This window comes from Sodalis sp. dw_96, assembly GCF_018449575.1.
Taxonomy (GTDB): Bacteria; Pseudomonadota; Gammaproteobacteria; order Enterobacterales; family Enterobacteriaceae; genus Acerihabitans.
Genome location: NZ_JAAVUT010000005.1, coordinates 17,833 through 43,804 on the forward strand (window position 1 = coordinate 17,833; position 25,972 = coordinate 43,804).

22 protein-coding genes and 1 tRNA gene are annotated in these 25,972 nt (G+C 50.6%); 12 read left to right on the top strand and 11 right to left on the bottom strand.

Going from position 1 to position 25,972, the window contains the following annotated elements; genetic code table 11:
* Nucleotides 1-262: 262 nt before the first annotated feature.
* Entirely contained in the window at nt 263-1,174 is a 912-nt protein-coding gene (locus HB631_RS09770; RefSeq protein ID WP_213990967.1) for a Gfo/Idh/MocA family oxidoreductase, read from the bottom strand.
* A gap of 16 nt (nt 1,175-1,190) precedes the next feature.
* On the bottom strand, nt 1,191-1,775 hold the full coding sequence (gene rimJ, locus HB631_RS09775; protein ID WP_213990968.1) for a ribosomal protein S5-alanine N-acetyltransferase: 585 nt from the start codon (nt 1,773-1,775) through the stop codon (nt 1,191-1,193).
* A gap of 298 nt (nt 1,776-2,073) precedes the next feature.
* Between rimJ and mdtH the strand changes: the two genes are divergently transcribed.
* Nucleotides 2,074-3,279 (top strand): multidrug efflux MFS transporter MdtH, encoded by a 1,206-nt coding sequence (gene mdtH, locus HB631_RS09780; RefSeq protein ID WP_213990969.1) that lies wholly within the window; start codon nt 2,074-2,076, stop codon nt 3,277-3,279.
* Nucleotides 3,280-3,419: 140 nt separating this feature from the next.
* Nucleotides 3,420-3,986, top strand: coding sequence for a lipoprotein (locus HB631_RS09785; protein ID WP_213990970.1), 567 nt, complete (start codon nt 3,420-3,422; stop codon nt 3,984-3,986).
* 36 nt (nt 3,987-4,022) lie between these two features.
* On the opposite strand, the gene HB631_RS09790 is transcribed toward HB631_RS09785, so the two are convergent.
* Together HB631_RS09790 and HB631_RS09795 are read right to left on the bottom strand one after the other, a co-directional pair.
* The gene (locus tag HB631_RS09790; RefSeq protein ID WP_213990971.1) at nt 4,023-4,571 is read right to left on the bottom strand and encodes a molecular chaperone; all 549 of its coding nucleotides are present in this window, start codon (nt 4,569-4,571) and stop codon (nt 4,023-4,025) included.
* A gap of 93 nt (nt 4,572-4,664) precedes the next feature.
* Complete coding sequence (locus HB631_RS09795) at nt 4,665-5,606, bottom strand: NAD(P)-dependent oxidoreductase (protein WP_213990972.1); 942 nt, start codon at nt 5,604-5,606, stop codon at nt 4,665-4,667.
* A 981-nt stretch (nt 5,607-6,587) separates the two neighbouring features.
* Between HB631_RS09795 and HB631_RS09800 the strand changes: the two genes are divergently transcribed.
* From HB631_RS09800 to HB631_RS09815, 4 genes are all read left to right on the top strand, one after another.
* Nucleotides 6,588-7,304 (top strand): winged helix-turn-helix domain-containing protein, encoded by a 717-nt coding sequence (locus tag HB631_RS09800; RefSeq protein WP_213990973.1) that lies wholly within the window; start codon nt 6,588-6,590, stop codon nt 7,302-7,304.
* Between the two features lie 441 nt (nt 7,305-7,745).
* Entirely contained in the window at nt 7,746-9,056 is a 1,311-nt protein-coding gene (locus tag HB631_RS09805) for a flippase (RefSeq protein WP_213990974.1), read from the top strand.
* A complete protein-coding gene (locus tag HB631_RS09810; RefSeq protein ID WP_213990975.1) occupies nt 9,037-9,885 on the top strand; it encodes an ATP-grasp fold amidoligase family protein in 849 nt (282 codons plus the stop codon). Before HB631_RS09805 ends, HB631_RS09810 begins: the two co-directional genes overlap by 20 nt.
* Nucleotides 9,886-10,522: 637 nt before the next feature.
* A tRNA-Ser gene (locus HB631_RS09815) sits at nt 10,523-10,612 on the top strand.
* A 72-nt stretch (nt 10,613-10,684) separates the two neighbouring features.
* On the opposite strand, the gene phoH is transcribed toward HB631_RS09815, so the two are convergent.
* The gene (gene phoH, locus HB631_RS09820; protein WP_213990976.1) at nt 10,685-11,476 is read right to left on the bottom strand and encodes a phosphate starvation-inducible protein PhoH; all 792 of its coding nucleotides are present in this window, start codon (nt 11,474-11,476) and stop codon (nt 10,685-10,687) included.
* 53 nt (nt 11,477-11,529) lie between these two features.
* Nucleotides 11,530-11,796, bottom strand: coding sequence for a hypothetical protein (locus HB631_RS09825; RefSeq protein WP_213990977.1), 267 nt, complete (start codon nt 11,794-11,796; stop codon nt 11,530-11,532).
* A 407-nt stretch (nt 11,797-12,203) separates the two neighbouring features.
* Here HB631_RS09825 and putA point away from each other — a divergent pair, with 407 nt between their 5' ends.
* On the top strand, nt 12,204-16,346 hold the full coding sequence (gene putA / locus HB631_RS09830; RefSeq protein WP_213990978.1) for a trifunctional transcriptional regulator/proline dehydrogenase/L-glutamate gamma-semialdehyde dehydrogenase: 4,143 nt from the start codon (nt 12,204-12,206) through the stop codon (nt 16,344-16,346).
* A gap of 586 nt (nt 16,347-16,932) precedes the next feature.
* Here the strand turns inward: putA and fliZ are convergent.
* From fliZ to HB631_RS09845, 3 genes are all read right to left on the bottom strand, one after another.
* Complete coding sequence (gene fliZ / locus HB631_RS09835; RefSeq protein WP_213990979.1) at nt 16,933-17,442, bottom strand: flagella biosynthesis regulatory protein FliZ; 510 nt, start codon at nt 17,440-17,442, stop codon at nt 16,933-16,935.
* 201 nt (nt 17,443-17,643) lie between these two features.
* A complete protein-coding gene (locus tag HB631_RS09840) occupies nt 17,644-18,366 on the bottom strand; it encodes an RNA polymerase sigma factor FliA (RefSeq protein WP_213991205.1) in 723 nt (240 codons plus the stop codon).
* A 247-nt stretch (nt 18,367-18,613) separates the two neighbouring features.
* The gene (locus HB631_RS09845) at nt 18,614-20,275 is read right to left on the bottom strand and encodes a flagellin (protein ID WP_213990980.1); all 1,662 of its coding nucleotides are present in this window, start codon (nt 20,273-20,275) and stop codon (nt 18,614-18,616) included.
* 281 nt (nt 20,276-20,556) lie between these two features.
* Between HB631_RS09845 and fliD the strand changes: the two genes are divergently transcribed.
* The 4 genes from fliD (at nt 20,557) to HB631_RS09865 (ending at nt 23,596) form a co-directional block, all read left to right on the top strand.
* On the top strand, nt 20,557-22,050 hold the full coding sequence (fliD, locus tag HB631_RS09850) for a flagellar filament capping protein FliD (protein ID WP_213990981.1): 1,494 nt from the start codon (nt 20,557-20,559) through the stop codon (nt 22,048-22,050).
* 45 nt (nt 22,051-22,095) lie between these two features.
* Entirely contained in the window at nt 22,096-22,488 is a 393-nt protein-coding gene (gene fliS, locus HB631_RS09855) for a flagellar export chaperone FliS (RefSeq protein WP_213990982.1), read from the top strand.
* Nucleotides 22,489-22,628: 140 nt separating this feature from the next.
* Nucleotides 22,629-23,006, top strand: a complete 378-nt coding sequence (fliT, locus tag HB631_RS09860; RefSeq protein WP_213990983.1) for a flagellar protein FliT — start codon at nt 22,629-22,631, stop codon at nt 23,004-23,006.
* Between the two features lie 335 nt (nt 23,007-23,341).
* Nucleotides 23,342-23,596, top strand: coding sequence for a CsbD family protein (locus tag HB631_RS09865; RefSeq protein ID WP_213990984.1), 255 nt, complete (start codon nt 23,342-23,344; stop codon nt 23,594-23,596).
* 141 nt (nt 23,597-23,737) lie between these two features.
* Here HB631_RS09865 and HB631_RS09870 read toward each other — a convergent pair whose 3' ends face one another.
* The gene (locus tag HB631_RS09870) at nt 23,738-23,944 is read right to left on the bottom strand and encodes a hypothetical protein (RefSeq protein WP_213990985.1); all 207 of its coding nucleotides are present in this window, start codon (nt 23,942-23,944) and stop codon (nt 23,738-23,740) included.
* A gap of 619 nt (nt 23,945-24,563) precedes the next feature.
* Here HB631_RS09870 and HB631_RS09875 point away from each other — a divergent pair.
* Nucleotides 24,564-24,806 carry a general stress protein gene (locus tag HB631_RS09875; RefSeq protein ID WP_213990986.1) on the top strand — a complete coding sequence of 81 codons (243 nt, stop codon included), beginning with the start codon at nt 24,564-24,566 and terminating at the stop codon, nt 24,804-24,806.
* Nucleotides 24,807-25,487: 681 nt separating this feature from the next.
* Here HB631_RS09875 and fliE read toward each other — a convergent pair.
* Entirely contained in the window at nt 25,488-25,802 is a 315-nt protein-coding gene (fliE, locus tag HB631_RS09880; protein WP_213990987.1) for a flagellar hook-basal body complex protein FliE, read from the bottom strand.
* Between the last annotated feature and the right edge of the window lie 170 nt (nt 25,803-25,972).

Sequence of the window (25,972 nt, forward strand, 5' to 3'; positions counted from 1 at the left end):
AACCCTGGGAAAAGCAGCGCTTTACGGCAGCGCCGGGATGAGATATGCCCGTTGGAGCATAAATGACATGTGATAATAAATGTGAAGGCAACCGGATTGCCCGACCCGTCCGATGCGTTTCAACAGTCGGCCGTTTATACATTCAGCCGTATAGGCGCTGAGCGGGTCCTCTGAATATGGACCATAAACCCCGTTTGCGCCAATTCACCAGTACGATAATGTACCGGGTATCGCAAACAGCGGTTAAATGGGCCGTTAGCCGTTAGGTCTCGAGCAGCAACCGTTCTATCCAGGACTGGGCAAGAATAGCCTGCTCGCCGCTCACGGAGGGGGGTGTCTGGTTGCTCACCGCCTCGATAAAATGCCGCACCGCGCCGGTAAAACCGCGTAGGGTTAAAATCGTTTGCCAGGAGGAAACCGGTAATTCGCTGATAATTCCATGGCTTTCGCTGCGCCACAATCGCATATCCTCAATGCGATACAGCGCGCCGGCGGTCACCGCCTCCAGCGTTTCGCGCTGGCTGCCGGCCTGGCGGTGCATGCTGGTGGTGATACAGCACTCCCGCTGTTGAAAATGATGCTCGGCGTAGAGCATCTGGCCTGCGTCGTTGACCCGCAGCGTACCGCTGAGCAATGCCGCCTCTTCTCCCGCCAGCCACAGCGCGGTGTCCACCACATGGAGATAATCGTCCAGCAGCGTGAATCGCAGATCCCGGGGACCAATACTGTTATCACGGTGCTTATCCATTCGAATGGAGGCCGGCTGGCCCATTTGCTGCTTCAACTGCAGATAGAGCGGCGCGAAACGGCGGTTGAACCCCACCATCAGCGCGCATTTGTGGCGCGCGGCCAGGGCCAACAACTGCTCCGCCCGTTCCAGGGTGTCCGCCAGGGGTTTATCCACATACACATGGATACCCCGCCTGAGCAATGATGACACCACCTCGAAATGGGTGTCGGTACTGCTATGAACAAATACCGCATCGCACCGTTGCGCCAATGCTTCCAGGCTATTGAAACAATCAATGCGATAACTGGCGCAAAGGGCCTGCGCCTTGGCCTGATTGGGAGAAAACGCCCCCATCAACCGCCACTCCTGCCCCTGGCACAACAGCGGCAAATACACTTTTTGCGCAATCCCGCCCAACCCGGCAATGCCGATACGTAGGGTCATATGTCCTCCTGGGAAGTCAGCGTCCCGGTGTCCAGCCCGTATAGGTCAGCGCGGTCAATACATGGTCGCGCCATTTACCATCGATCATCAAATAATCCTTGGCATACCCTTCGCGCTCAAACCCTAGCCGCGCCAGCAAGTTGCCGCTGCGCTTATTATGCGGCATATAGTTGGCCATAATGCGGTGCATTTGCTGCTGCCGCTGCATATAGCGAATGGCGGATTGCAGGGCCTCGAACATGAGTCCCTGCCCCTGCCATTTTTCCCCCAGGGAGTAACCGAGAAAACAGGCATGGAAAGAGCCGCGCAATACATTGCTGAAATTGGCGACTCCATAGATTTCATTTTCTTCCGGATCGAGCAGGATGAAATAATAGGCGGTTCCCTGCCGATGCATTTCCGTGATCAAGCCCAGCCGAGCCTGCCAGCCCGACGGATAGCAGTGGCTTTCATCACGAATGGGTTCCCAGGGCTTCAAGAAGGCCCGATTGCCGGCATAGTACTCGGCCAGCCGATAAGCGTCGCGTTCATGGACCAAACGCACCACCAGCCTGGCGGTAACCAGTCGCACCTTCGGCGACGCTGAACGATAGCCAAACATCTTTCCTCCGCTATCAGGGCTATTAACAACCATCATGGGGCATGACCCGATCATGGGCCATCACAACCCTTACGGCAACTCGAAATCCATTCGGTAAATACCCTTTTCATTTCACCATAGTAAAAGCCGCCGGGAATACTTTTTTTACCGCCGGCAGGCAGAAAAGAGATCGCCCTCATAAATTATCGTTTTTATTATTGTTTTTCGATAAAAAAATATCCTGGCGGCGGGGTTTCGTTATGACCTTATAACGGTCAGAATGAAGATCTTTTTCAAAGATTTAACTTTTTGGTGAAGTATGTCATCGGTGTCGCAAGCTCGGAGCTTGGGTAAATATTTTCTTCTCATGGATAATATGTTGGTGGTGCTGGGTTATTTCGTGGTATTCCCGCTCATTTCCATCCGATTCGTCGACCAGTTGGGCTGGGCGGCGCTTTTGGTGGGTATTGCCCTGGGTTTGCGCCAATTTGTCCAGCAGGGGCTGGGCATTTTTGGCGGCGCCATTGCCGATCGTCTGGGGGCCAAGCCGATGATCATTACCGGCATGCTGCTGCGCGCCATGGCGTTTGCCCTGATGGCCATTGCCGATCAACCCTGGCTGCTATGGCTGTCCTGCGCCCTTTCCGGTCTCGGCGGAACTCTGTTCGATCCACCCCGTACCGCGATGGTGGTCAAACTTATCCGGCCCAATGAACGAGGCCGCTTTTTCTCGATATTGATGATGCAGGACAGCGCCGGTTCGGTGATAGGGGCGCTTATCGGCAGTTGGCTGCTGAAATATGACTTTCATTTGGTCTGTTGGGCCGGTGCCCTTCTATTTGTTCTGGCGGCGATCTTTAATGCCTGGATGCTGCCGGCTTACCGTATTTCCACCACGCGCGCGCCGATTGTTGAAGGCATGCGCAGGGTGCTGCGAGACCATCGCTTCGTCATGTTTGTTTTGACTCTCACCGGCTATTACATGCTGGCGGTTCAGGTGTTGCTGATGCTGCCCATCAAAGTCAATGAGGTGGCCGGCCAGCCCTCGGCGGTGAAATGGATGTATGCCATCGAGGCCATGCTGTCGCTGCTGTTTCTGTACCCTATCGCACGCTGGAGCGAGAAACGCTTCAGCCTGGAGATGCGCCTGATGGCGGGCCTGTTTATCATGGCCTGCAGCATGTTCCCCATCGGACTGGCGGAGAACCTGCAGGTTCTGTTTAGCCTGATTGGTGTGTTTTATTTTGGGTCAATCATTGCCGAACCGGCGCGGGAGACCCTGGGAGCCTCGCTGGCGGACAGCCGCGCCCGCGGAAGTTACCTGGGATTTAGCCGACTCGGCCTGGCCCTCGGCGGCGCCATCGGCTATAGCGGAGGCGGCTGGCTGTACGATGCCGGCCACCGGCTGGACCTGCCGGAATTACCTTGGTTTATGCTTGGCGTCATCGGGCTGGCGACACTCTTTGGTTTGTACCGGCAATTCCGCCAGCGGCCTATCGAACCCGCCATGCTGCGCGGCCATTGATATTAACCCAGGCGCCGGTGCGACATTGTCCTCGCCTCTCTTCATAGCGCGGTGTTGCGGTCTGTTTCACTCTTATCGCGGCGCGACACATGGTATGCTGCGGCAGGTTAAATCATCCGACGAGCTAAAACGGAAAAGGAATGAAAAAGAAAGCGTTTGCGGCGCTGGCCGTGATATTAAGCCTGGCATTGACCGGCTGTAATAAACTGACCGAATACCGGCTCAGCGAGCAGGATGTTAACGGCTATTTGCAAAAGCATAATAATTTCCAGAAGGCCATCGGCGTGCCCGGCTTGCTCAATGCCAATATCGTATTAACCGATCTCACCAGTCAGATTGGCCGGACAGAGCCGGATAAAGTCCGCCTGTCCGGCAATGCCCGGCTGGATATCCAGTCACTATGGGGCGCCCAGCAGGCGGATTTAAAACTCACCCTTCAAGCGCAGCCTTATTACGATAAGGAGCAAGGGGCCATCTACCTGAAAGACATGCAATTGGTGGATTACCAGGTGCAACCGGAAAAACTTCAGCCGACGTTCAAGGTATTGACGCCTTACCTTGAAAATTCACTGAAGTCCTATTTCGATAACAAACCGGCCTACGTGCTTGACCCGAGTCGCAATAAAACCGAAGCGCTGGCCAAAAAATTGGCCAAGGGGCTGGAAGTGAAACCTGGCGAGCTGATCATTCCTTTCATCGGTAGCTGAGGCGTGGTGGTTGGGGCGTGTTAGTTGAGTCGTGGTCTATTCAGACTCTTCCGTCAGTTCTTCCCGCAACGCCTGCAAGGCTTCCCGACTGATAATCGCCAGCACCCGATAAAAATCGGTAGCGGCATTGGCTTCAACCTTGCCTAAAAAGATATCGCTCCAGGACAGCAGGAACTCATCAAACAGCCGGGACTGGCCGATAATTTCATCCTGCTGTGCATGATCCTCCAGCCAGGATGCCGCCAGCAATAGCGCCCCGAAATGATCCGTGACGGCCCCGGACAACGGCATACCCACTTCCCCCAAAAAAGCGCGGACGTCACTTTCCGGCGCCGCCAGCCAGGAGGAACGAAACGGCGGGACCTTGGCCGTGTCGCCGTCGAACAGAGCGGAAAAATCCCCTGCCAGGATTTCCGGGGCACAGCTCTTGCCCAACCGTGCCAGCAAGTCATCCTGATCCAGAGGCCAATGCTCCACCAGCTTGCCTTCCTTGATAAGCACCATCAGCGGCGCCAGTACCGCATCCTGCGGCGCCCGGTAAAACAACGTCCCCAATACCCGGCAAACCATCGAAAAATCATTCATCGCAATACCCGCATTATTCAACGGTTGCAGACCTTGTCATAATTCCGCGAATTCCGCAATGGGCGGCTTGCCTTTTTGCTAAAGGGAATTCACTCAATAGCCTTGCGCACGATCCACCAGGCCCAGGGGAGGTACGCCGGCCTCAATGCGTCGTATGTTTTCGGCAATACTGTCCATCGCCAAGGACGGTATGGTGACAGCGGCAATATGCGGCGTGAGGGTAATACGCGGCGTGCGCCAAAACGGGTGGCCCGGCGGCAAGGGTTCTTCACGGCAAACATCCAGCGTCGCGGCGGCAATCTGCCCTCTGGCCAATGCCGCCAGCAGATCGGCTTCCACCAGATGGGCGCCTCGGGCAACGTTAATCACAAATGCTCCCCGATTCAAGCGGGCAAAAAGCTCCCCGTCAAGGATGCCTTCGGTTCGGGGGGTATTGGGCAACAGATTAACCAATACCTGCAGCCCGGATAAAAAATCGGGCAGTTGTTCATCACCAGCGAAACTGGCAACCTGCGGTATACTTTTGCGGGACAGACTCCAGCACCGTACCGGGAAACCGCGACCGGCCAGGGTGCACGCCACCTTCTGCCCCAGAACGCCGGCACCTGCCACCCCGATAATAAAGCCGCGCTTATCGTTTAACGCCAGTTCACGCCAAGACCCTTGGCGCTGATATAGATAATACTCATCCAAACGGCGATAATAACGCAATACCGCGGCCAGAACATACTCAACCATTTGCTCCGCCATGCCGGTATCCTCCAGGCGCAGCAAAGGAACATTTTCGGCTAGCATCCGCGGATGAAGCCGTAATGTCTGCATCAAGGCATCCACCCCGGCCCCGAGAGCGAACAGTCCCTTCAAGCCCCTTCGTCCGGCCAGCATTTCCACCGGCGGATGCCATACCAGCGCATAATCCGCCGGCAGCGAGTCTCCAGGCAGCCATGCCCGCAGATGCGCGCCGGGCAAACGCTTATGCATACCGGCTATCCACGGCTCCACGGGTTCGGAAGGATGATAAAAAACGATCTCCATGCACCTGGTCCTATTACTGAACTCAACAATTTAATTTTTTATACTTTACACGCCAAACATATCCACTGACGAGGCAACGAACAATCCCTATCGGACGCCGGGCGGATGATAACGCCGAGCGCTTGCTGAAATCATGATTACGACACCCGCATGACGTTTTAAGATGAAGGATGAGACGGCGCAAATTTCATTTGACAAAAAATGCTTTTTTTGATGATTTTTTTTCCGCTACAAAGTCAGAATTTGTCCATAAAATCGGTGGGAAATGAAAAGACAAGCGTGGTCCGATTCAGAAAAGACTCAGGCTTTTGAAAAAAAATTGAGAAGAAAATTTAATTTGTATGAAGGTGTTTTAAGCATAACCTTTCCATTCTTTAGCTTCTTTTATGATAAAAAAAGCGTCTATAAAAAGATCATATTTGCATAAATATGCGATAAAATGAATATAAAACACCTCTTTTGGAAAAAACAATAACTGATTTCAAAAATTTATCTTTAATTTTCATAACGTTATTTTGCAACTGAAAAGAACTTCGGTTTGACATTTTTTCCTAAGATCATTTTTATATGGTTATTCAAATTATCATACATAACCACGCTAGATAAAGTTTGAGTCAATATAAATTTTTTTCTAATAGATAAAATCTAATAAAATTTCAATGAAATTTTTTTTATGTCCTCATAAAAAATAGGTTCAAAAAACTTCATAATCCGAGAGGATAACCTACCCCGGCAGGAGAATTTCAGATTTATTACCCTCCCACAGACTGAAGGGCTCAGCTATCGTTATATGCGTTATGTTAAATTAATTCCATATCAGGTATAACGTTAACAGGAGGAAGCAATGGTATACCGTTAGTTTATGAAAAAAATGAAATGATCTTTTTATTGGAAATAGCGGTTCTTGAAAAATTTTTTTTTACATGTAACGCTTTTAACAGCAACGCCATAAGAAAAAATCTAAAAGTGAGGTATTTTGAGATGAAACCTACACCGACTATCATCATCGATCATCTCGATGTAAGAATTGAACCCGATTTGCATAACCGTTTGCGCTGGAAAGAGTATCAAATATTGAGTTTATTGGTGCAAAACTCCCCCAATGTCGTCACACGGGAAGAACTGGTAAATCATATTTGGAAGGGGACGTATTGTTCGGACTCGACGATTAATCAAACCATCAAATCGGTCCGTCAAAAGATCGGTGACCATGAACATAAAATCATAAAGACCATCCCGCGTATTGGTTATATTATTGAAGAAAAACAGATGGTTAATATCAGTTTTGATATAATTGCAACGGCTGGAACGCCTGTGTTCGACCCGCCCAAGCAGGCTATCGAGGCTGCGGTTAAGCAGGCCCAGTCCACCGACGAGGATATATATTCCGAGCCTATGTGGGCTTTCCCGACACATTCTCGATTGTCAAGAACCGTCTCCAAACCTACAGTTTTTCGTTTGAATGCGTTTAAAAAGATTTTTTTTATTTATGCAGAGAAATTTTATCAATATAAAAATAGATTGATAATTGTTTTTTTAAGCACAGTTATCCTAATGATAGTCTTAGTTTATTTCTATACAATCATTAAAATATCAGTAGCATCATACAATCTGGAATGGTTGAACTTGAATAATAGAATTACGTCGGTTCAGTTAACCTGCCCGTTAGGTTTTAAATACGAGCCTGATGGTTCTTGAGTCAATACTCATTTTTAGTATTGTCGCTGCTAAATATAGCAATTGATTCACAGCTGAAACTTTTCACTTAGCATACCACCCCCACACAATATGGGCCCGCATTGTTTTGCGGGCTTTTTTTTATCTGCATATGCCAAAAAATGAAATATGCTAAAAAAGAGAATTCTTTTAGCTTTTAGATAAATTTTATCTAATTTCATAATGAAATAATTTCACATCCTAATAGCAAAACCCGTTTTATCTTTTTTCACTTGTGTTAAACCCCTCAATCCGCTATTTATTTAACCATTCGATAAAGTTATGTCTAAGAAAAAATAACAATATTGTTTGCATTATTGTTGACGGCGACTTGATGTTGCTACTTTTTGACGATTTTTATTTGAGCCATATCAACTAAAAATAATCTTCTGCATAACAGCACATTTAAGAAGTAAGGGGATTATGAAAGAAATCATTTTTAACTCTTTATGGGTTATTTTGGAGAAATCATGCTTCGCTATAGCAGGCATCATTTCAGCCATGTATGTCGCCCGTTATCTGGGGCCAGAAAATTTCGGCACCTTGAGTTATTTGCTTTCCATTATGGCTTTGGTAACGCCCTTTATTCAATTGGGCAGCGATAATGTCCTTTTCAATCGTATTGCTAAAAAACCCGCCAGCGGAATAGCGTTGATGGCCGCATCACAGCGATTGAAGTTAGTCCTCTACATAGTATTTAGCATTGGATTATTGCTTTGGGCGAAACATACACTACCCTTAGAACAGCAAAAAGTCATGATAGTACTGATCGTGGCAAATTTCTTTACATTACAGGATATTTATAAGCTCTATTATGACGCAACGTTGGCGTCAAAAACCAACTTAATCATTAATAACGTTTCCTTAATTATATTTGTCTGTATTAATTTGGCCTGGGTCCATTATCAATTCAGCCTGATCTGGTTTGCCTTTTCCATAGTGGTGCGCAGCTTTGTACCTTATTTATGGCGTCGTATATTATTTAATCGCACCCAGCAAAAAGCACGGGGCGTTTTAAAAAAGCAACTGAAGTTTAAATATTTTGATTTTTACAATATGTATCTATTAAAAGTCGGTATGCCATTGCTGATATCAAGCTTGTCTATCGTCATTTATACCCGCATCGACCAGATATTGCTGGGCAAGTTTTTAGGTTTTGGGGCTGTAGGAATTTACAATGCCGCTACAACAATAAGCCAAGGATGGGTCATTGTGCCTATGGCGTTGATCACATCCTATATGACCGTCATCGCCGCTGAGCGGGACAGTGGTCGAAGCATTGAAAGGGTCCGCTCGCTGTATTTAATCATTATGTTGATATCTCTGCCAGTGGTACTTATTTTTTCTTTATTTAGCAATAAAATCATATATTTAGTCTATGGAATTCGTTTTGCCGATGCTGCGGATATTCTGTGGATTTGCGCGCTGACATCTCTTTGCAGCGTATTGGGGACGCTTTCCTATCGCGTCATTCTCCTTAACTCCGGCTATCATTTCGTCTCCATTAAAATGGCTGTAATTGCACTGCTTAACGTCGGCCTTAATTATTTTTTTATACCTCAATATGGGATTAAGGGCGCTGCTCTGTCCACCCTAACCGCCGAAATGGTTTCATTGATATTTCTTAATGCGTTGTTCAAAAAGGGGCTAGTCACATACCCGCTGTTTTGTGCCTATAAAAGCGTTCCACTATTAATAAACGAGGTTCGAAGCTATGTTAAATCCGCTCGCTAAACAAGCAACAAAATTATTGCCTGATGTATTATATCATCAGATTAAATATGCCCGGGTTTTCAAAAAATGGCCCAACACAGTTAGGCCCAAAACATTTAGTGAAAAAATTATCATTCGCAATTTTAAGCCAAAATCCATTTATACCGAGCTAGCGGACAAATTAAAGGTCAGAGACTATATAGTTAGCACTATAGGCGCACAGTATCTTATTAAATTACATGCTGTCTGCTCAGTATTGACACGCTCAATTTATGATAATTTACCTAATTCATTTGTCATCAAGGCTAACCATGGTTGCGGTTTTAATAGGATTGTATACGATAAAACCAAAATCACCTTTGATGAACTTAGCCAAGAATCAAAACAGTGGATGGATATCAACTACTATAAGACCACCAGGGAAAGGCATTATAAAACCATCACTCCCTGCATTATGATAGAAGAGTTATTACTCGATAAAGGTAAAGTTCCCAATGATATAAAATTCCACTGTTTCAATCGCCAGGGAGAAATGCATATATTTATACAGGTTGATTACGACAGGTTCGGTGTGCACCGCCGGGATATATTTGATACCCAATGGAACAGAACCGATATTCGGATGGGCCTGCCGAACAGTCCGGAGCCCATGGCCGCCCCGGAGAATCTGGCGGAAATGTTATCTCTTGCCAAACGCATCGCCGAGCAATTTTCTTATTTACGAATCGATTTTTATGAAGCCGGCGGCAAGATCTATTTTGGTGAATTAACATTCACCCCCGGCGGCGGGTTATGTAAAATGTATCCGCAGGAAACGCAGCGGCAGTGGGGTGATTTTTTCACCGATTGATTAATAATTCTTATACTTTAAATTAAAGATGCCTTTTTGACACTTTTCTTTTGCCTGATTATTGTATAACGTCGGGGAAGGAACATGCCGTTGCATGGAAAAATTAGCGGCCTGCTTCCCCCTGTTTTCCCATACCGAATAAAACATAATTACCGTCGATCCCTACCGGCATTGTGGATTATGCGCGCTAATCTTTTCCGCTGCAGCGTATCGCCGACGGAATGGCCAGGCAGATTGACTGCCAGGAAGAAGTCGCCATGATTAATATAGCCGATGATCGGCTCACTCCGCTGGAAAAAACCGCTAAGGATGGGCTAGTCCCTACCCTGCCGCCATCTTGGGCTGTAGACTGTAGATAGTGTCGACACTATTGATAGAATTGCAATGCGCCTGATTTTACACGTAGCGTAAGTGAGATAGCCGGCCTCGAAAACGCTTTTATCCATTGGAAACTCCCCGGCAGGGTAACACCGGCCTGGGTTTTAGCGGCTTTTTAGCTCTTTTGCGCACCAAGAGGTTATAAACTCGCGTCCTACGCTCAAACCCTGAGCAAACAGGCGGTCATAAAGAAATTATACTTGACCGGAATGGGCCAACTCCCTATAGTACCGCCCCGTTACCCCAGCGGTAATGACGTGGTGAGGTGTCCGAGTGGCTGAAGGAGCACGCCTGGAAAGTGTGTATACGCGAAAGCGTATCGAGGGTTCGAACCCCTCTCTCACCGCCAGAATTAAAAAAAGCCCGGCTTTTATGTCGGGCTTTTTTATTATCCGAGGGTAAGGAATTCTTGCCCCGGGTTTTAACGGTAAGCGTTAAGGGTGCGCTGGCACAGTGCCGAACGGACGCAGTCCTGTTTACCAAAACGCACGACGGCAATCATCTCATCCTCTTCGTTAAATCGCTCAAGGGCATCCTCAAGACCTGATTTAACGCCGCGAGGTAAATCGCATTGTGTAATATCACCATTAACAATCACCGTGACATTCTCCCCGAGGCGCGTTAAAAACATTTTCATTTGATTAACGGTAACATTCTGCGCTTCATCCAGTATGACCACCGCATTTTCGAAAGTCCGGCCCCGCATATAAGCGAAAGGCGCTATTTCCACTTTTCCGATTTCCGGTCGCAGACAATATTGCATAAAAGACGATCCCAGCCGGCGCAACAATATATCGTAGACCGGACGGAAATAAGGGGCGAATTTTTCAGCAATATCCCCAGGCAGGAAACCCAAATCCTCATCGGCCTGCAATACCGGCCGGGTAACAATGATGCGTTCGACCTCTTTATGTATTAACGCATCCGCCGCCTTGGCGGCACTCAGAAAGGTTTTACCACAACCCGCCTCGCCGGTTGCAAAAATCAACTGTTTGGTTTCTATGGCAGTTAAGTAATATTCCTGAACTTCATTACGTGCCTCAATTAACTTAGTGTCGCGGGAATCCCGCGCCATGCCAATCGATTCAATCCCGCTCATATGAACAAGAGAAGTGACCGAGTCCTCTTCACGCATTTTATGGTTGCGTGACTCGCGCCGGATAACACGTTTAGCTTCGCGACGAGCTTTGATCACTACTTTTTGTCTTCCCATAAGTGGCACCTTACAGTTTGTTTCACCATTCACAGAGGAATGAACCCCGGTGATTACGCTTCACATTCAGATGAGGTTGTGGCTTCCTTTAAAGCCATAGATAACCGGTGGACAGGATGAAATAGACCGTTGGACATGCCTGAAAAATGCATGGTCCGATTTTTTTCATCGGTAGAAAAATAGGAATATCGGGAATTTTGAGGAGCAGAAGTATTGCCGTAAATCGGGAATCTGGTGTCGAGGTTGTAATCGCCGAGCGTCTCGGTGGCGATGATAAAAACATCCGGTGGTATAGTCAGCCCATAAAAGGACACTGTCATTAGCGATCCCCATAGTGAGTCTACAATTTCGCGTCTGCACTGAATTTCCCCGCGAACGCTTTACTAACTGACGGCTTGCTAACTGGCGCTTTCTAACTTGAGTATAATGACATTGCTACAAATTGCCGCCCCATTGCAACAGTTTTTTTTGCAGAAGACCAATAAATAATCGAATCACGGCTAAAAGCCTAATTACCGTCTCGCTGGAAAACGAAATTATTTATTACAAATAAAGTAGTTAGAATATGAATAATATTATATCTATATAATGATTTTACCTAGGCGCTGGGGGTCGTCCGTGAAAAGAGGGCAAGGATTTAACTATAAGTTAAACATTTCTTTACTGAGTTGCACTTAGTTGCAACTTTAGCGATAGTACTGCATCTATTATTCGGCAGGATGGCAGCATGGCGAGCACGACGATGGGCGTTAAACTGGACGATGCGGCCCGGGAACGGATAAAACTGGCCGCCCAACGACTCGATCGCACCCCGCATTGGTTAATCAAACAGGCCATTTTCCGTTATCTGGAGGTACTGGAGCGCGGCGATACCATGCCGGATGTTGACTCCGATGCGGTAGGCGCACAAAGGAGTTCCAGCGAAAATATTATCGAACCGGGGCTGGAAGTTCCCCGCCCTTTCCTGGATTTTGCCCAAGAGATCCTGCCCCAGTCGGTATTGCGCGACTCCGTCACCGCGGCATGGCGGCGGCCGGAAACCGACACAGTCCCTCTATTGCTTGAACAGGCCCGCCAGCCGGCTGCCCAGGCGCAGGCCGTCAACCGGCTGGCATCACGACTGGCCGAGACGCTGCGCTCACAAAAAACCGGCACCGGGCGTGCCTCGATGGTCCAGCATTTATTGCAGGAATTTTCCCTGTCGTCGCAGGAGGGCGTGGCCTTGATGTGCCTGGCGGAGGCGTTGCTGCGCATCCCCGATAAAGCCACCCGCGATGCGCTGATTCGCGATAAAATCAGCCAGGGCAACTGGCAGGCCCATGTGGGACGCAGTCAGTCGATGTTCGTCAATGCCGCCACTTGGGGGCTGCTGTTTACCGGCCGCTTGGTTTCCACCCATAACGAAGCCAACCTTACCCGGTCACTGAACCGCATTATCGGCAAAAGCGGCGAACCCCTTATCCGCAAAGGGGTGGATATGGCGATGCGACTGATGGGGGAACAGTTCGTCACCGGAGAAAATATCGCCGAGGCGCTGGCCAATTCCCGCCGCCTGGAGCAAAAAGGCTTTCGCTATTCCTACGATATGCTGGGGGAAGCCGCCCTGACCGACGCCGACGCGCAGGTCTATCTGGCCTCATATCAGCAAGCCATTGACGCCATCGGCAAAGCCTCTAATGGCCGCGGTATTTATGAAGGCCCGGGTATCTCCATAAAATTATCGGCGTTGCACCCCCGCTACAGCCGCGCGCAATACGGGCGGGTAATAGAGGAGCTCTATCCGCGCCTGCTGGCCCTGACGCTGCTGGCGCGGCATTATGACATCGGCATTAATATCGATGCCGAAGAAGCCGATCGGCTGGAGCTCTCCCTCGATTTACTCGCTAAACTCTGTTTTGAATCGGCGCTGGCGGGTTGGAACGGTGTGGGTTTTGTTATCCAAGCCTATCAGAAACGCTGCCCCTGGGTTATCGATGAGCTGATTGACCTGGCCAAAAGAAGCGGGCGCCGGCTGATGATCCGGCTGGTTAAGGGCGCCTATTGGGACAGTGAAATCAAACGCGCCCAGCTCGACGGGCTAGAGGGCTACCCGGTGTTTACCCGCAAGGCTTACACCGACGTTTCCTATCTGGCCTGTGCGCGGCGATTGCTGGCGGTTCCGCAATATATTTATCCGCAGTTCGCCACCCATAACGCGCAAACCCTGTCAGCGATTTATTACGCCGCCGGACAGAATTATTACCCCGGCCAGTATGAGTTCCAATGCCTGCACGGCATGGGCGAACCCTTGTACGATCTGGTGGTGGGCAAAACCACCGAGGACAAGTTTAACCGTCCCTGCCGTATCTATGCGCCGGTGGGCACCCACGAAACCCTGCTGGCCTATCTGGTGCGGCGATTGCTGGAAAACGGCGCCAACAGTTCTTTTGTCAATCGTATCGCCGACTCCGCCATCCCATTGGACCAATTGATTGCCGACCCGGTGGATGAGGTGGTCCGATTGGGCGAGAAGGAGGGCTGTATCGGCCTGCCCCACCCCGCCATTCCACTGCCCCGCCATCTTTATGGCGCGGACAGGCTTAATTCCGCCGGTCTCGACCTGGCTAATGAACATCGTCTGGCATCCTTGGCCAGCGGCCTGCTTAACAGCGGCCAGCGTCTGTGGCTGGCCGAACCCATTATCGCCGGCGACTTGCCAAATGAACCGCCGGTGATTCAGACCGCTTTTACGGCTCCTCAAGAGGGTGACGATGCCCCATCCAACGCCCCGACGGTGAATATGCCGAGCGGCGAATCCCGGCCGATCGTGAATCCCGCCGACGGCCGTGACCGGGTGGGCGTATGCCGCGACGCCACCGATACCGAGGTGCGCCACGCCATAGCCGCTGCCCTGCATTATGCCCCCATGTGGTCGTCCACGCCGGCCAAAGAACGGGCGGCGCTTCTGGAGCGGGCGGCGGCGCTGATGGAAACGCGGATGCAGACGCTGATGGGTTTACTGGTGCGCGAGGCCGGTAAAAGTCTGGCCAATGCCATTGGAGAAGTACGGGAAGCGGTGGATTTTCTCCGCTATTACGCCGGCCAGATTCAATGCATCGACGATGGCGACCTCAGGCCGTTGGGCCCGGTGCTGTGTATCAGTCCGTGGAACTTTCCGCTGTCGATTTTTATCGGTCAGGTATCGGCGGCGCTGGCGGCAGGTAATACCGTGCTGGCCAAACCGGCGGAACAAACCCCGCTGATTGCCGCACAGGCCGTCGCGCTGTTGCTGGAAGCAGGCGTGCCCGCCGGCGTGGTGCAGTTGTTGCCCGGCGCCGGGGAAACCGTCGGCGCGGCGCTGGTGACGGACTCACGCATACGCGGTGTCTTGTTTACCGGATCCACCGCCGTGGCGACCACTATCAATAACACCCTGTCAACCCGCTTGAATCCCCAGGGACGCACGGTACCGCTGATTGCCGAGACCGGCGGCCTGAACGCCATGATAGTGGACTCCTCAGCCCTCACCGAACAGGTGGTAACCGATATCATCGCCTCGGCCTTTGACAGCGCCGGTCAGCGCTGTTCGGCGCTGCGGCTGCTGTGCATACAGGAAGAGGTGGCCGAGCGCACCCTCACCATGCTGCGGGGCGCCATGGCGGAGTGCGTGCTGGGGGATCCGCGGCGCCTTTCCACCGATATCGGGCCGGTTATCGACCTGGCGGCCAAACGGCTCATCGAAGAGCATATCGCCGCCATGGGCGAGGCGGGGCATCCGGTCTGGCAGTGCGCCTATGCGGCTAACGATGCGCCGTCTGACCCAACGTCTGATAACCCTGGATCCGGCACCTTTATTCCGCCGACACTGATTGAACTGAACCAGGTTGGCGAATTGGATAAGGAAATTTTCGGTCCGGTGCTGCATGTGGTGCGCTATCGGCGCAGCGATCTGGCGCGGATAATCACTCAAATCAATGATAGCGGCTACGGGCTTACCCTGGGTTTGCATACCCGCATTGATGAAACCATAGAGCAGGTCGTAGGGCTGGCGCGAGTGGGCAACTGCTATGTCAACCGCAATATGGTGGGCGCCGTGGTGGGGGTTCAGCCTTTTGGCGGCGAAGGACTTTCGGGCACCGGTCCCAAAGCCGGCGGTCCTCTTTATCTCTATCGCCTGCTGTCCCAGCGCCCGGTGGATCTCATCCCGGCATCGTTGAGGGTTCTGGATAGGAGCGCAATGGCACAGGAGCAACCCCCGAGGGAACTCCCGCCGGCGCTCGTGGCGTTGGCGGCGTGGGCAGAGAAGCAGTATGGCGCCGAGGCGCAGGGCGATGCCGAGGTGCAGTGCGGTGCCGAGGTGCAGTGCGGTGCCGAGGTGCAGCGCGGTGCCGAGCGGGCGGCGCTGTTCCGCCGTTTCGGCGAGTTGTCCCAGGCCGGGACGGCGCGGATATTAACCGGCCCCACCGGCGAGCAGAACGGCTATCGCCTGCTGTCCAGAGAACGGGTGCTGTGCCTGGCGGACGACCAAACCGACCTGTTGACCCAACTGGCCGCCGTGACTGCTTTGGGCGCCACCGCACTGTGGACCGATACGCCGGCAGCGCGTTTGCTGTTCGCCACCCTGCCGCCGCCCGTTCAGAAAACAATTATGTTCAGCCCGGACTGGCTTAACGCCGCCGATCCGATTAACGCGGTACTGTTTCACGGCGATTCGGATAAGCTGCTCGCTTTGTGCGGCGCCGTTGCCCGGCGTCTCGGTCCCATTATACAAGTGCACGGTTATGCCCGGGGTGAAACGGCCATTTTGCTGGAGCCGCTGCTTACCGAGCGTTCGGTGAGCGTTAATACCGCCGCCGCCGGCGGCAATACCAGTTTGATGACGCTGGGGTAAGGCTTTTGACCGCCTTCGGCGTGGCTTATCTTTAACAGGTTCGTTGCACGATCGGCGATCTCGGGCCTACCGTGCCATGTGGCGCTCGGTCGGGCGGAAAAACCACGCCCGATTCGACCACACTGGCGCGGTCTCCCTTTAACGGGCTCGTTGCACGTTCTGCGATCGCGGGCCTACCGTGCCATGTGGCGCTCGGTCGGGCGGAAAAACCACGCCCGATTCGACCACATTGGCGCGGTCTCCCTTTAACAGGTTCGTTGCACGATCGGCGATCTCGGGCCTACCGTGCCATGTGGCGCTCGGTCGGGCGGAAAAACCACGCCCGATTAGACCACATTGGCGCGGTCTCCCTTTAACAGGTTCGTTGCACGATCGGCGATCGCGGGCCTACCGTGCCATGTGGCGCTCGGTCGGGCGGAAAAACCACGCCCGATTCGACCACATTGGCGCGGTCTCCCTTTAACAGGTGCGTTGCACGATTAGTTATCGCGGGCTTGTAACACACTCGGTTTAAGCTTCGTGGTTATTCGACTCAATTAATACCTTGCATCCTGTCCAGAGAGAATGATTATTTCCCCTGAGTATCTTAAAAGCTGCGCTGCCAATCCAGATACTGATTATATTTTCGCAGCGCTATGCGGTAATTACTTTGCCCGGCGTCGGGAACTTCATCGATCAATTTTTGCGGCCCGCACGGACGTTCAAACTGGTCATGGGGATAATTTCTGGCCGCCAATATTTCATCCAGACGACGCAGACGAACCACATATTCACGGATGGTGCTATGGCTCATTGCCGTTTGTTCAAAGAGATATTGTTTAAAAGCCTTTATGTCAAAATAATTGGGCTCGGCGTTACAGGATATCACGCTGCAAAACCGGCATAACGCGGTCAGTTCTTTATTCAAACTATGCCAAACCTGGTCATCAATCAGCTGATCCATGCCGGCAATGGCTTCTTTATTGATAATCTGCCCGCGAAATACCAGGGTCATGCGATCCAGAGGCTTCCCGCACTGGCAGCAGTGCGTTTGGCTATGCTTGAAATCTTTTAAATAACGGCTCAGTGGCCGTTTTTTTTCCACTTTGGCTAACATATTGTTTTCCCTAGTGCTGATAAATAGTGCTGATAAGTAATGCTGTTAAGTAACGCTGTTAAATAGTGTTGTTAGATAGTACTGATAATAGTGTCGGTAAATAATGTCGATAAATAGAGCTAAAAAACAGTGCCGATAACGAACGCTGTTAAAGCGTTCTGCTCAGAGTGCTGAAATAAAATCTCCCACGGGAGAAAGGCATCAAATGTCGTTATTTAATCGCGCCCGTAGACGTTTAATTGCCTGACTATGCAGTTGGCTTACCCGCGATTCGCCGACTTCCAACACCGCACCGATCTCTTTCAGGTTCAGTTCTTCCTGGTAATAAAGGACTAAAACCATTTTTTCTCTTTCAGGTAATGCGTCAATGGCTTCTATTACACGTTCACGTAATTTACCTTCCATTAATACATTAAGCGGATTGGCTTCTTCATGTCCCGGCATTAAATTATCAACGCTGTCGCCGTGATCTTCACACCACTCATCGTAGGAAAACAGCTGGCTATTATTGGTATCCAATAATATCTGCCGATATTCCTCAAGCGTAATATTCAATGTCTGAGCCACTTCCTGCTCCGAGGCGGCCCGGCCAAGATGTTGCTCGGCCTGGTGTATGGCCTGTGCGACTTCCCGCGCATGCCGCCGTACGCTGCGAGGCACCCAGTCCCGGCTGCGCAGTTCGTCAAGCATTGCGCCGCGAATGCGTTGTACCGCATAAGTAGTAAAAGCGGTTCCCTGAAGAGAATCATAACGTTCCACCGCGCTCAGCAGACCGATTCCCCCGGCCTGCAGCAGATCGTCCAGTTCCACGCTGGCGGGCAGCCTGACCTGTAATCGCAGGGCCTCATGACGGACCAGGGGGATATAGCGCTGCCATAGGGACTGTTTATCGATTACACCCGTGGCAGTATACAAATCGCTCACCATGCCTCACCCTACATTGATCCTGTTATCGATGTTATTATCCCTTCACCGAGCCGGATCAATCGTCGGAATAGTCACTTAAATACCCTCTATTTACATCTGCTTATTCAACCGCCGTAAAGGCTGACGACGAGATAACGTTTTCTTTGCATGTCGAAGAATAACTAAATTAAATCATGGTATTGAGTAAAAACCCCGACAAGGCGGGGTTTGAGTTAGCATGACAAATAAACGTTTGAGCCGTTTATTATTTCAGAAGCGACAACACGCTCTGCGGAATCTGGTTGGCCTGGGCCAACACAGCGGTACCGGCCTGTTGCAGAATCTGCGCCTTGCTCATGGCGGAGACTTCCGTCGCATAGTCGGCATCTTGAATTTGCGACTGTGCGCTGCTCAGGTTGGTGGTGGTGTTACTGATGTTATCGATGGTGGAATCCAGACGGTTCTGGATAGCCCCCAGGCCGGAACGCATGGTATCCACTTCGGAGATAGCCTGGTCCAGGGTGGCCAACGGGTCCGAGGTGGCCGGATTGGCGATGGCTTTGGTGGAGTCGGCGGTTACCGAGGCCACACCGGTGGTGGAATCGATGGAAACCGTGGCGGCGTAATCGTTACCGGATTGATCCTGCACATAATAGTTGCCATCGCCATCTTCAATTAGCGAGCCACCGGTGAGTGCGGAACTCTTATTGCCGCTAGTATCGGAAATAGTGATGGCGGTAACCGACGTGCCGTCAATGGTGCTGGCAGTTGAGCTGGGGGAGAAAGTCGTCACGCCGGCGGTGTCGGTGCTCGAACCGGCAGTTTCATTCCCCAGAGTTATAGTAGAACCATCGGAACTGATAGACTGGGCATTATACAAGCCTTTACTGGTGGCAACATAATATTTACCGGTAGTAGCATCTTGTTCAAGCGTGCCACCAGTGATGGTTTGGCCCGAGCTATTCTTGAAGGTCAGAGAGGTAGGATCGGCAATCGTCGCCGTAGTACCACCCAGCGTCACTGTTGTATCAGCGGCAGTAACGTCATTAAGATTCTGATCGCTGTTTGACGTGAAGGTCCCTCCTGTAGCTAAATCTCCGGAGGTGGCATCACTGACGGTTACGCTTGTGCCATTGATACTGTCGGCTTTATACAAAGTGGTACTTGTGCCTGTACCGGTTTGAATATAATAATTGCCGTTAGCATCGGTGACCAGACTGCCGCCGGAAATTTCGTTGCCGGACGTATCGGTAACGCTCAGCCCAGTACCGCTGATTTCGGGTGCTGTCAATGTGGATGAGGTCCCGTTGATTGACACCAAGCCGGCGGTGGCGGCGACGACGCCGGTTACATCGCCCACTGAACCTGCCTGAACGGTGGTGGTTTGACCCTGGGTGCCGTTAACATTAAATGTGCCCAGGCCCAGAGTTTGAGAATCAACCTGCTTTAAGTTGATGCTGATGGTCTGGCCGTCATCGGCGCCCACCTGGATATTCAGGGTTTTGTCATCGCTCAGCACCTTGACGCCGTTAAAGTCGGTTTGCTGAGAGATACGATCGACTTCAGACAGACGCTGGGTGATTTCATCCTGGATGGATTGCAGGTCACTGGCGGAGTTGGTGCCGGTTTGCGCCTGGGTGGTCAAGGTACGGATGGCCTGCAAGTTGTCATTGATTTCATCCAGCGCGCCTTCAGTGGTTTGCGCCAGGGAGATACCGTCGTTGGCATTGCTGGATGCCTGTGTCAAGCCATTGATATTCGAGGTAAAGCGGTTGGCGATGGCTTCGCCGGCGGCGTCATCCTTGGCGCTGTTGATGCGCAGACCTGATGACAAACTTTCGATGGCGTTGCCCAAAGCGGACTGGGATTTGGCCAGATTGTTTTGCGCAATCAACGAAATGGTATTTGTGTTAATAAACTCTGCCATGGCAATGTTCCTTTTAAACAAGCGTCAAAACTGAAGTAATGAATTCAGGCATTTATGCCGCGAGGCCTGTATGCCCGTCCCCCCTTGTATCGGCGAACCCGTGCCAACCTTTAGCCAAAAATATAAATTTTGATTTTGACCCTTAAAAATCCAATGGGTGGAATTACCCTAGCAACAGCGGTTTTTTCCATGCCTTTGCCGAATAAAAAATCCGATAAACTTCCTGCCGTCCTTGCCGATAACTGCTGTGCTTATCATGCATGCATATAATGAGGGAAAAAATGACAGCAGCCATCAGTTCATTAGGTGTTGGATCGGGTTTGGATCTCAGCAGTCTGCTGACGTCGTTGCAGACCAACGAAGAAGAAGCACTGACGCCGATAACCACCAAACAAACCGCCGAGAATACCAAACTTACCGCTTACGGCACGCTCACCAGCGCGCTTGAGGCGTTCAACACCGCCTCCGCCGCGCTGGCGAACCCGACGCTCTATACTGAGCAGGTCGCCAGCACCAATGACGCTTTCACCGCCACCGTAGGCACCGGCGCCACCAGCGGCAGCTACAGCATCAACATCTCGCAGCTGGCGCAGGCGCAATCCCTGGTGAGCGGCCAAACGTTTTCCAGCATTTCCACGCAGCTGGGCACCACTGGCGCCGCCAATCGCACCTTATCCATTCAGGTGGGCACCGGCGCGGCGGTTAACGTCAGCCTGTCCGACAGCCAAACCAGTATGTCCGGCCTGATAAGCGCCATTAACGGCGCCAACGCCGGCGTCACCGCCAGCTATGTGCAATCCGGCGACAGCGGCTATCAACTGGTTATCACCTCCAACGCCTCCGGCGCCAGCTCTAATATCAATATGAGCGTCAGCGGCGACGATAGCCTGAATGCCATTCTCGGCTACAGTTCCAGTGCTGATGTCACTTCCAGCACGGGAACCAGCACCACCGCCACCACCGGCACCGGTTCCGGCATGTCGCAAACCGTGGCCGGGCAGGATGCGTTGTTAACCGTGAACGGTGTGTCCATCGATCGCAGCAGCAACACCATCAGCAATGTGCCGCAAGGTGTAACCCTGACGCTGAATTCCACCACCTCCTCGACGCAGAATCTGAATTTGCGCCAAAGCGTTACCGACGCCGACTCCGCCATCGACGATTGGGTCAGCGCTTACAATAGCCTGCTCACCACCTTTAATACCTTGGGCCAATACACCGCGGTGACCGCCGGGCAGTCGCAGTCTTCCACCAACGGCCCGTTATTGGGCGACAGCGTGCTGGACTCGGTGGAAAACCAGGTTAAAAGCGCGCTGACCACCGCGCAGTCCAGCTCCACCTTTCAAGTGCTGTCCCAACTGGGCATTACCCAAGACGCCACCACCGGCGAATTATCCACCAACGAAACTACGCTGGTGGACAACCTCACCAACAATACCAGTCAGGTGTCGGCGTTTTTCGTCGGGGACGGCAAGAGCACCGGTCTGGCCACCCAGATGGTGAATATCACCAATGACTTTACCGGCACCAGCGGGGTTATCAGTGGGGCGGAAGCCGGCGTCAACAGCGTGTTGACCGATCTTGGCAAGCAATACACTCAGGTCCAGGACAAGATCACTTCCGATATTGCCCGCTACCAGACACAGTTCACCAATTTGGACGTGCTGATGTCCTCGTTGCAGCAGACCAGTAACTTCCTGACGCAGCAGTTTGACAGTTCAAGCAGTTCCAGCACCTCCTTAGGCACCAGCAGTAGCGGTAGCAGCACCAGTTGATGTGTGGTGGTAACGATAGCGGGAAAAACAGAAGGAATTTTTTGTATGTATGGTTCACAAGCATATGCCACTGTCGGCTTGGAAAGCGGGGTGATGAGCGCCAGTCCGCATAAATTGATTACGCTGTTATTTGACGGGGCGCTCAGCGCCCTGGCAAAGGCGGATATCTATATCCAACAGGACAATACCGTCGCGAAAGGCAAGGCCCTCACCCATGCCATCAATATCATCAATAACGGCTTGAAGCTGGGCCTGGATATCGAGAACGGCGGAGAACTAAGCCAAAATCTTTCAAATCTTTACGATTATTTCGTTCGTAAATTGATCCGGGTTAACCGTGATAATGACCGTGAACTGCTTCAGCAAATCCGTCAATTGCTAAGCGAGATCGCCGATGCATGGAAAGATATCGCCCCCGGCAACGCCGCCAAGCCCTAACGGCGAGAATGATTTGGAAAGAGTATACATGTTGCATTTTTGATAATGGTTATCCCAATATGTTGAGGCGTGTGATGAAAGTCGCGAGTAAATGAGCAGGAATAACCCACTTTTTGTGTCAAATACCTTTTAGGATAGCCATGATGGATGCTTGCCCTTCCCTTTTAGCCCATTATCAGCAAATACTTATATTAAGTGAAAACATGCTGTTAATGGCTCGTCAATCAGAATGGGATAACCTGGTCTATATCGAAGAAAAATATGTGCATGCAGTGGCGAAGATTTCCGAATTGAATGCCAAACAAGAGGATCCACTTTCCGGCGCGACGCAGGATGAAATTACTATGGTATTACGTCAACTGCTGGATAACGAAAAGGAGATTAATCAATTATTACAGACGCGTTTGAATCAATTACGCAATCTCATCGGTCAATCGAATCGTCAGCAAAAGATCAATTCAACTTATCACAAGTTTTCAGATCGCGCTTCAATGTTGCCGGGTGAAATAAAAAAATAACCTCATGAATAATAGGTTAAAAAACCTGCATACCGTTAATTAAGAAGTTGGCCTGAATGCCTATACCAAACAGTGATGCCTGCTCACTGAGCAGGCATCACTCGCCGCTTGATGCCCGGCGCAAACGTCAATCCACGCTGTTTAACCATAGAATCTCGCCCAGGAACCAAATCCCATCACCACATCCCGGCAGGTGTTAGAGCGTATCTTCGTCCCCCGTACGTGACAGCGCGTATGGAATGCTCTTAAAAGCAACCACCGGCCCGCCTCTTTAAGAAAAGAGTCAAATTTTCGCCTATATTTAAATGGGTTCTTTATAAAGAAGGAAATTAACCATGTTCGATAAAGCTAAAAATAAAGCGGAAGAAGCGGCGGGTAAAGGTCAGGAAGCTCTGGGCAAGGCTACCGGCGACACAGAGATGAATTTGGAAGGAAAAGTGCGTAAACAGGCGGCGCAGGCTTGTTATAGCGTAAATGATTGTATCGATACCATTAAAGCCAAAACCTCCGACGACCCGATTCCGGCACTACTCATCGCCGGCGGCGTGGGTTTCCTGCTCGCAAAAATATTTCGCCCTCGTCACCATTAAGGATTAAACCGGCAGCCATGGTCAGGTCAGACCGAGAGCTATGGGGAGGTTAGACCGGCAGCCATGGTCAGGTCAGACCGAGAGCTATGGGGAGGTTAGACCGACAGCCATGGCCAAGTCAGACCGATGGCTATGACCAGGTTAGACCGACAACAGGCCGATGGCCACGCCGATAATAAATCGCCTGGCCTCGTCAGATTCATTTTCCTGTTCTCCGGTCAGGTAAGTCAGGATATTGCCTAGCTGAATTTTTACTCCCTGCCGGTGAAGCGCCATAATCGCCTGGCCGATGACCTGGCTCAGAGTCTCATGGGTATGCTGTACTGTCCGTTCCGGTATGCCCATCATTGCCTCCGAATAAATCGCCTCGATTTTACCGCCCCTTTATGACAGAAAAATGAAGACAGACTCTTCTCTGAGCGCCCCTACCCTCACATATTTTCATAACGTTATGCCAATTTTAATTAATGACTAACCGTACCGAAGCGGTTAATTTCATCCAAACGGAACGGCGGAATGAAATAATAATAAAAAACGCAATGTACCGTTTCGCTATTTACAAACGCCTGGAGAAAAGATTGGGATAATGGATTGAATTAACATAAAAAATATTACCGTTGCTCATAATAGACGTTAATTTCAATTAACATTTATAGATAAGAAAAATCCTAATCGACAGCATTTCTTTGCATGACTCAGCATCCTCCTCTACTATTCAAAAGGTGATAAGCATTAATATATTTTAAGCTTTATTACTGACAGCGTTATTACATCTAGGTATCTTAAATGATGCCATTTATAATTATCTTTATATACCCTAAATAATTCGAGTTGCAGAAAGGCGGCAACGCAGCGAATCCCCGGGAGCTTACTCAAGTAAGTGACTGGCGTGAGCGAGGAAAGCCAACGCACCTGCAACTTGAAGTATGACGGGTATATGCATCATCCACTAGAGCAGGAGTTCATCATGACAGAACATCGCGGTGGTTCAGGTAACTTTGCCGAAGATAAAGAGAAAGCATCGAGCGCAGGCCAAAAAGGCGGCCAGCACAGCGGAGGTAATTTCAAAAACGATCCTGAAAGGGCCTCCGAAGCCGGTAAAAAAGGTGGACAGCACAGCGGGGGAAACTTCAAGAACGATCCTGAAAAAGCATCCGAAGCCGGCAGAAAGGGCGGTGAGCATAGCCATGGCGGCGGCCGCAGCTCCTGATTAGCGCATTGAAATATTGATATATAGAGCCACCGTGTTTGAATAAAACGCGGTGGCTTTGTATCTTTCAAAAAATATCTATTATTGCTAAATTACTATAATATTTTTTTAATGCGTTTTTAATCTTATATATCCATCAAGATTATAAATACCTTCACCGATAACGCCGGGCGAAATCTCGAGCGGTCTGCTTTCCGGCATATTGCTAAAAACAAAGGACATCCATTCTGGTAAAAGGCAATTGCAGGTATAATTTTTTGGCTGTTTTGCAGAAGAGTAACAATGATGACAATCTTATTGTTTTAAAGTGCCATTCCCATTCATTGTCCTCCATGAGGAATGTCGTTTAAATGTCTCATGAGGAATTTGGGTTAACTGTCTCCAAGCTAATGGATATTGATCAAATGAACTGATGGATATTGTTCAAACGCATTGACAATGTCCATTAGGGCCTTATCCGGTGGCGCGTTCACATAGAGAAAATTTCAGTTTGAGGCGAGGTAAAAAGAGAGGGCAATCAGCGCATGTGATTCAGTGAGTGGCCGCTTAAGCCCCTCCATGCCCTCTTGGAAACGATTAACCGCGGGTTTCTTCATCAATCGGCACACAGCGAAAATTGCCCCCGGTGCCGTCAAAGGCTAAGATCAATCGTCATTTATCCTGCTTATCAACTTATGAATCTTAAACCGTCATATTCATGATGGTGTTGTAGGCGGAAACGACTTTGTTACGCACCTGAACGCCGGTTTGCAGCGCGATGGAGGATTTTTGCATATCCACCATGACATCGTTCAGTCCCAAAGGCGAAGCGCCGGTGGAGTAGCTTTGCGACTCCTGGGTCGCCTTGTTTTGCGTATCGCTGAGATTATCCAACGCCGCGCTGAGCTGATCGGCGAAACTGCCGCCGGTCACCGGTGAGATATCAGCAACGCCCTTTGCTGCCTGCGCCGCATGTTGCAACTGTTGCACCGCTGATTCAATGCCTGAAATAGCCATATGATCCCCCTATTTTTTTATGAAGAGCTACCTTACCAGAACCCTAAGCGGGCTAACGGGCTAAATAACGCTAAAATACCCGGTTATTTCAGCCATCGAATACCTCACTAAAAGCAAATAATGACATCCACATAAATCCAGGACCGCCGGCAACGCCCGATAAGCACAAG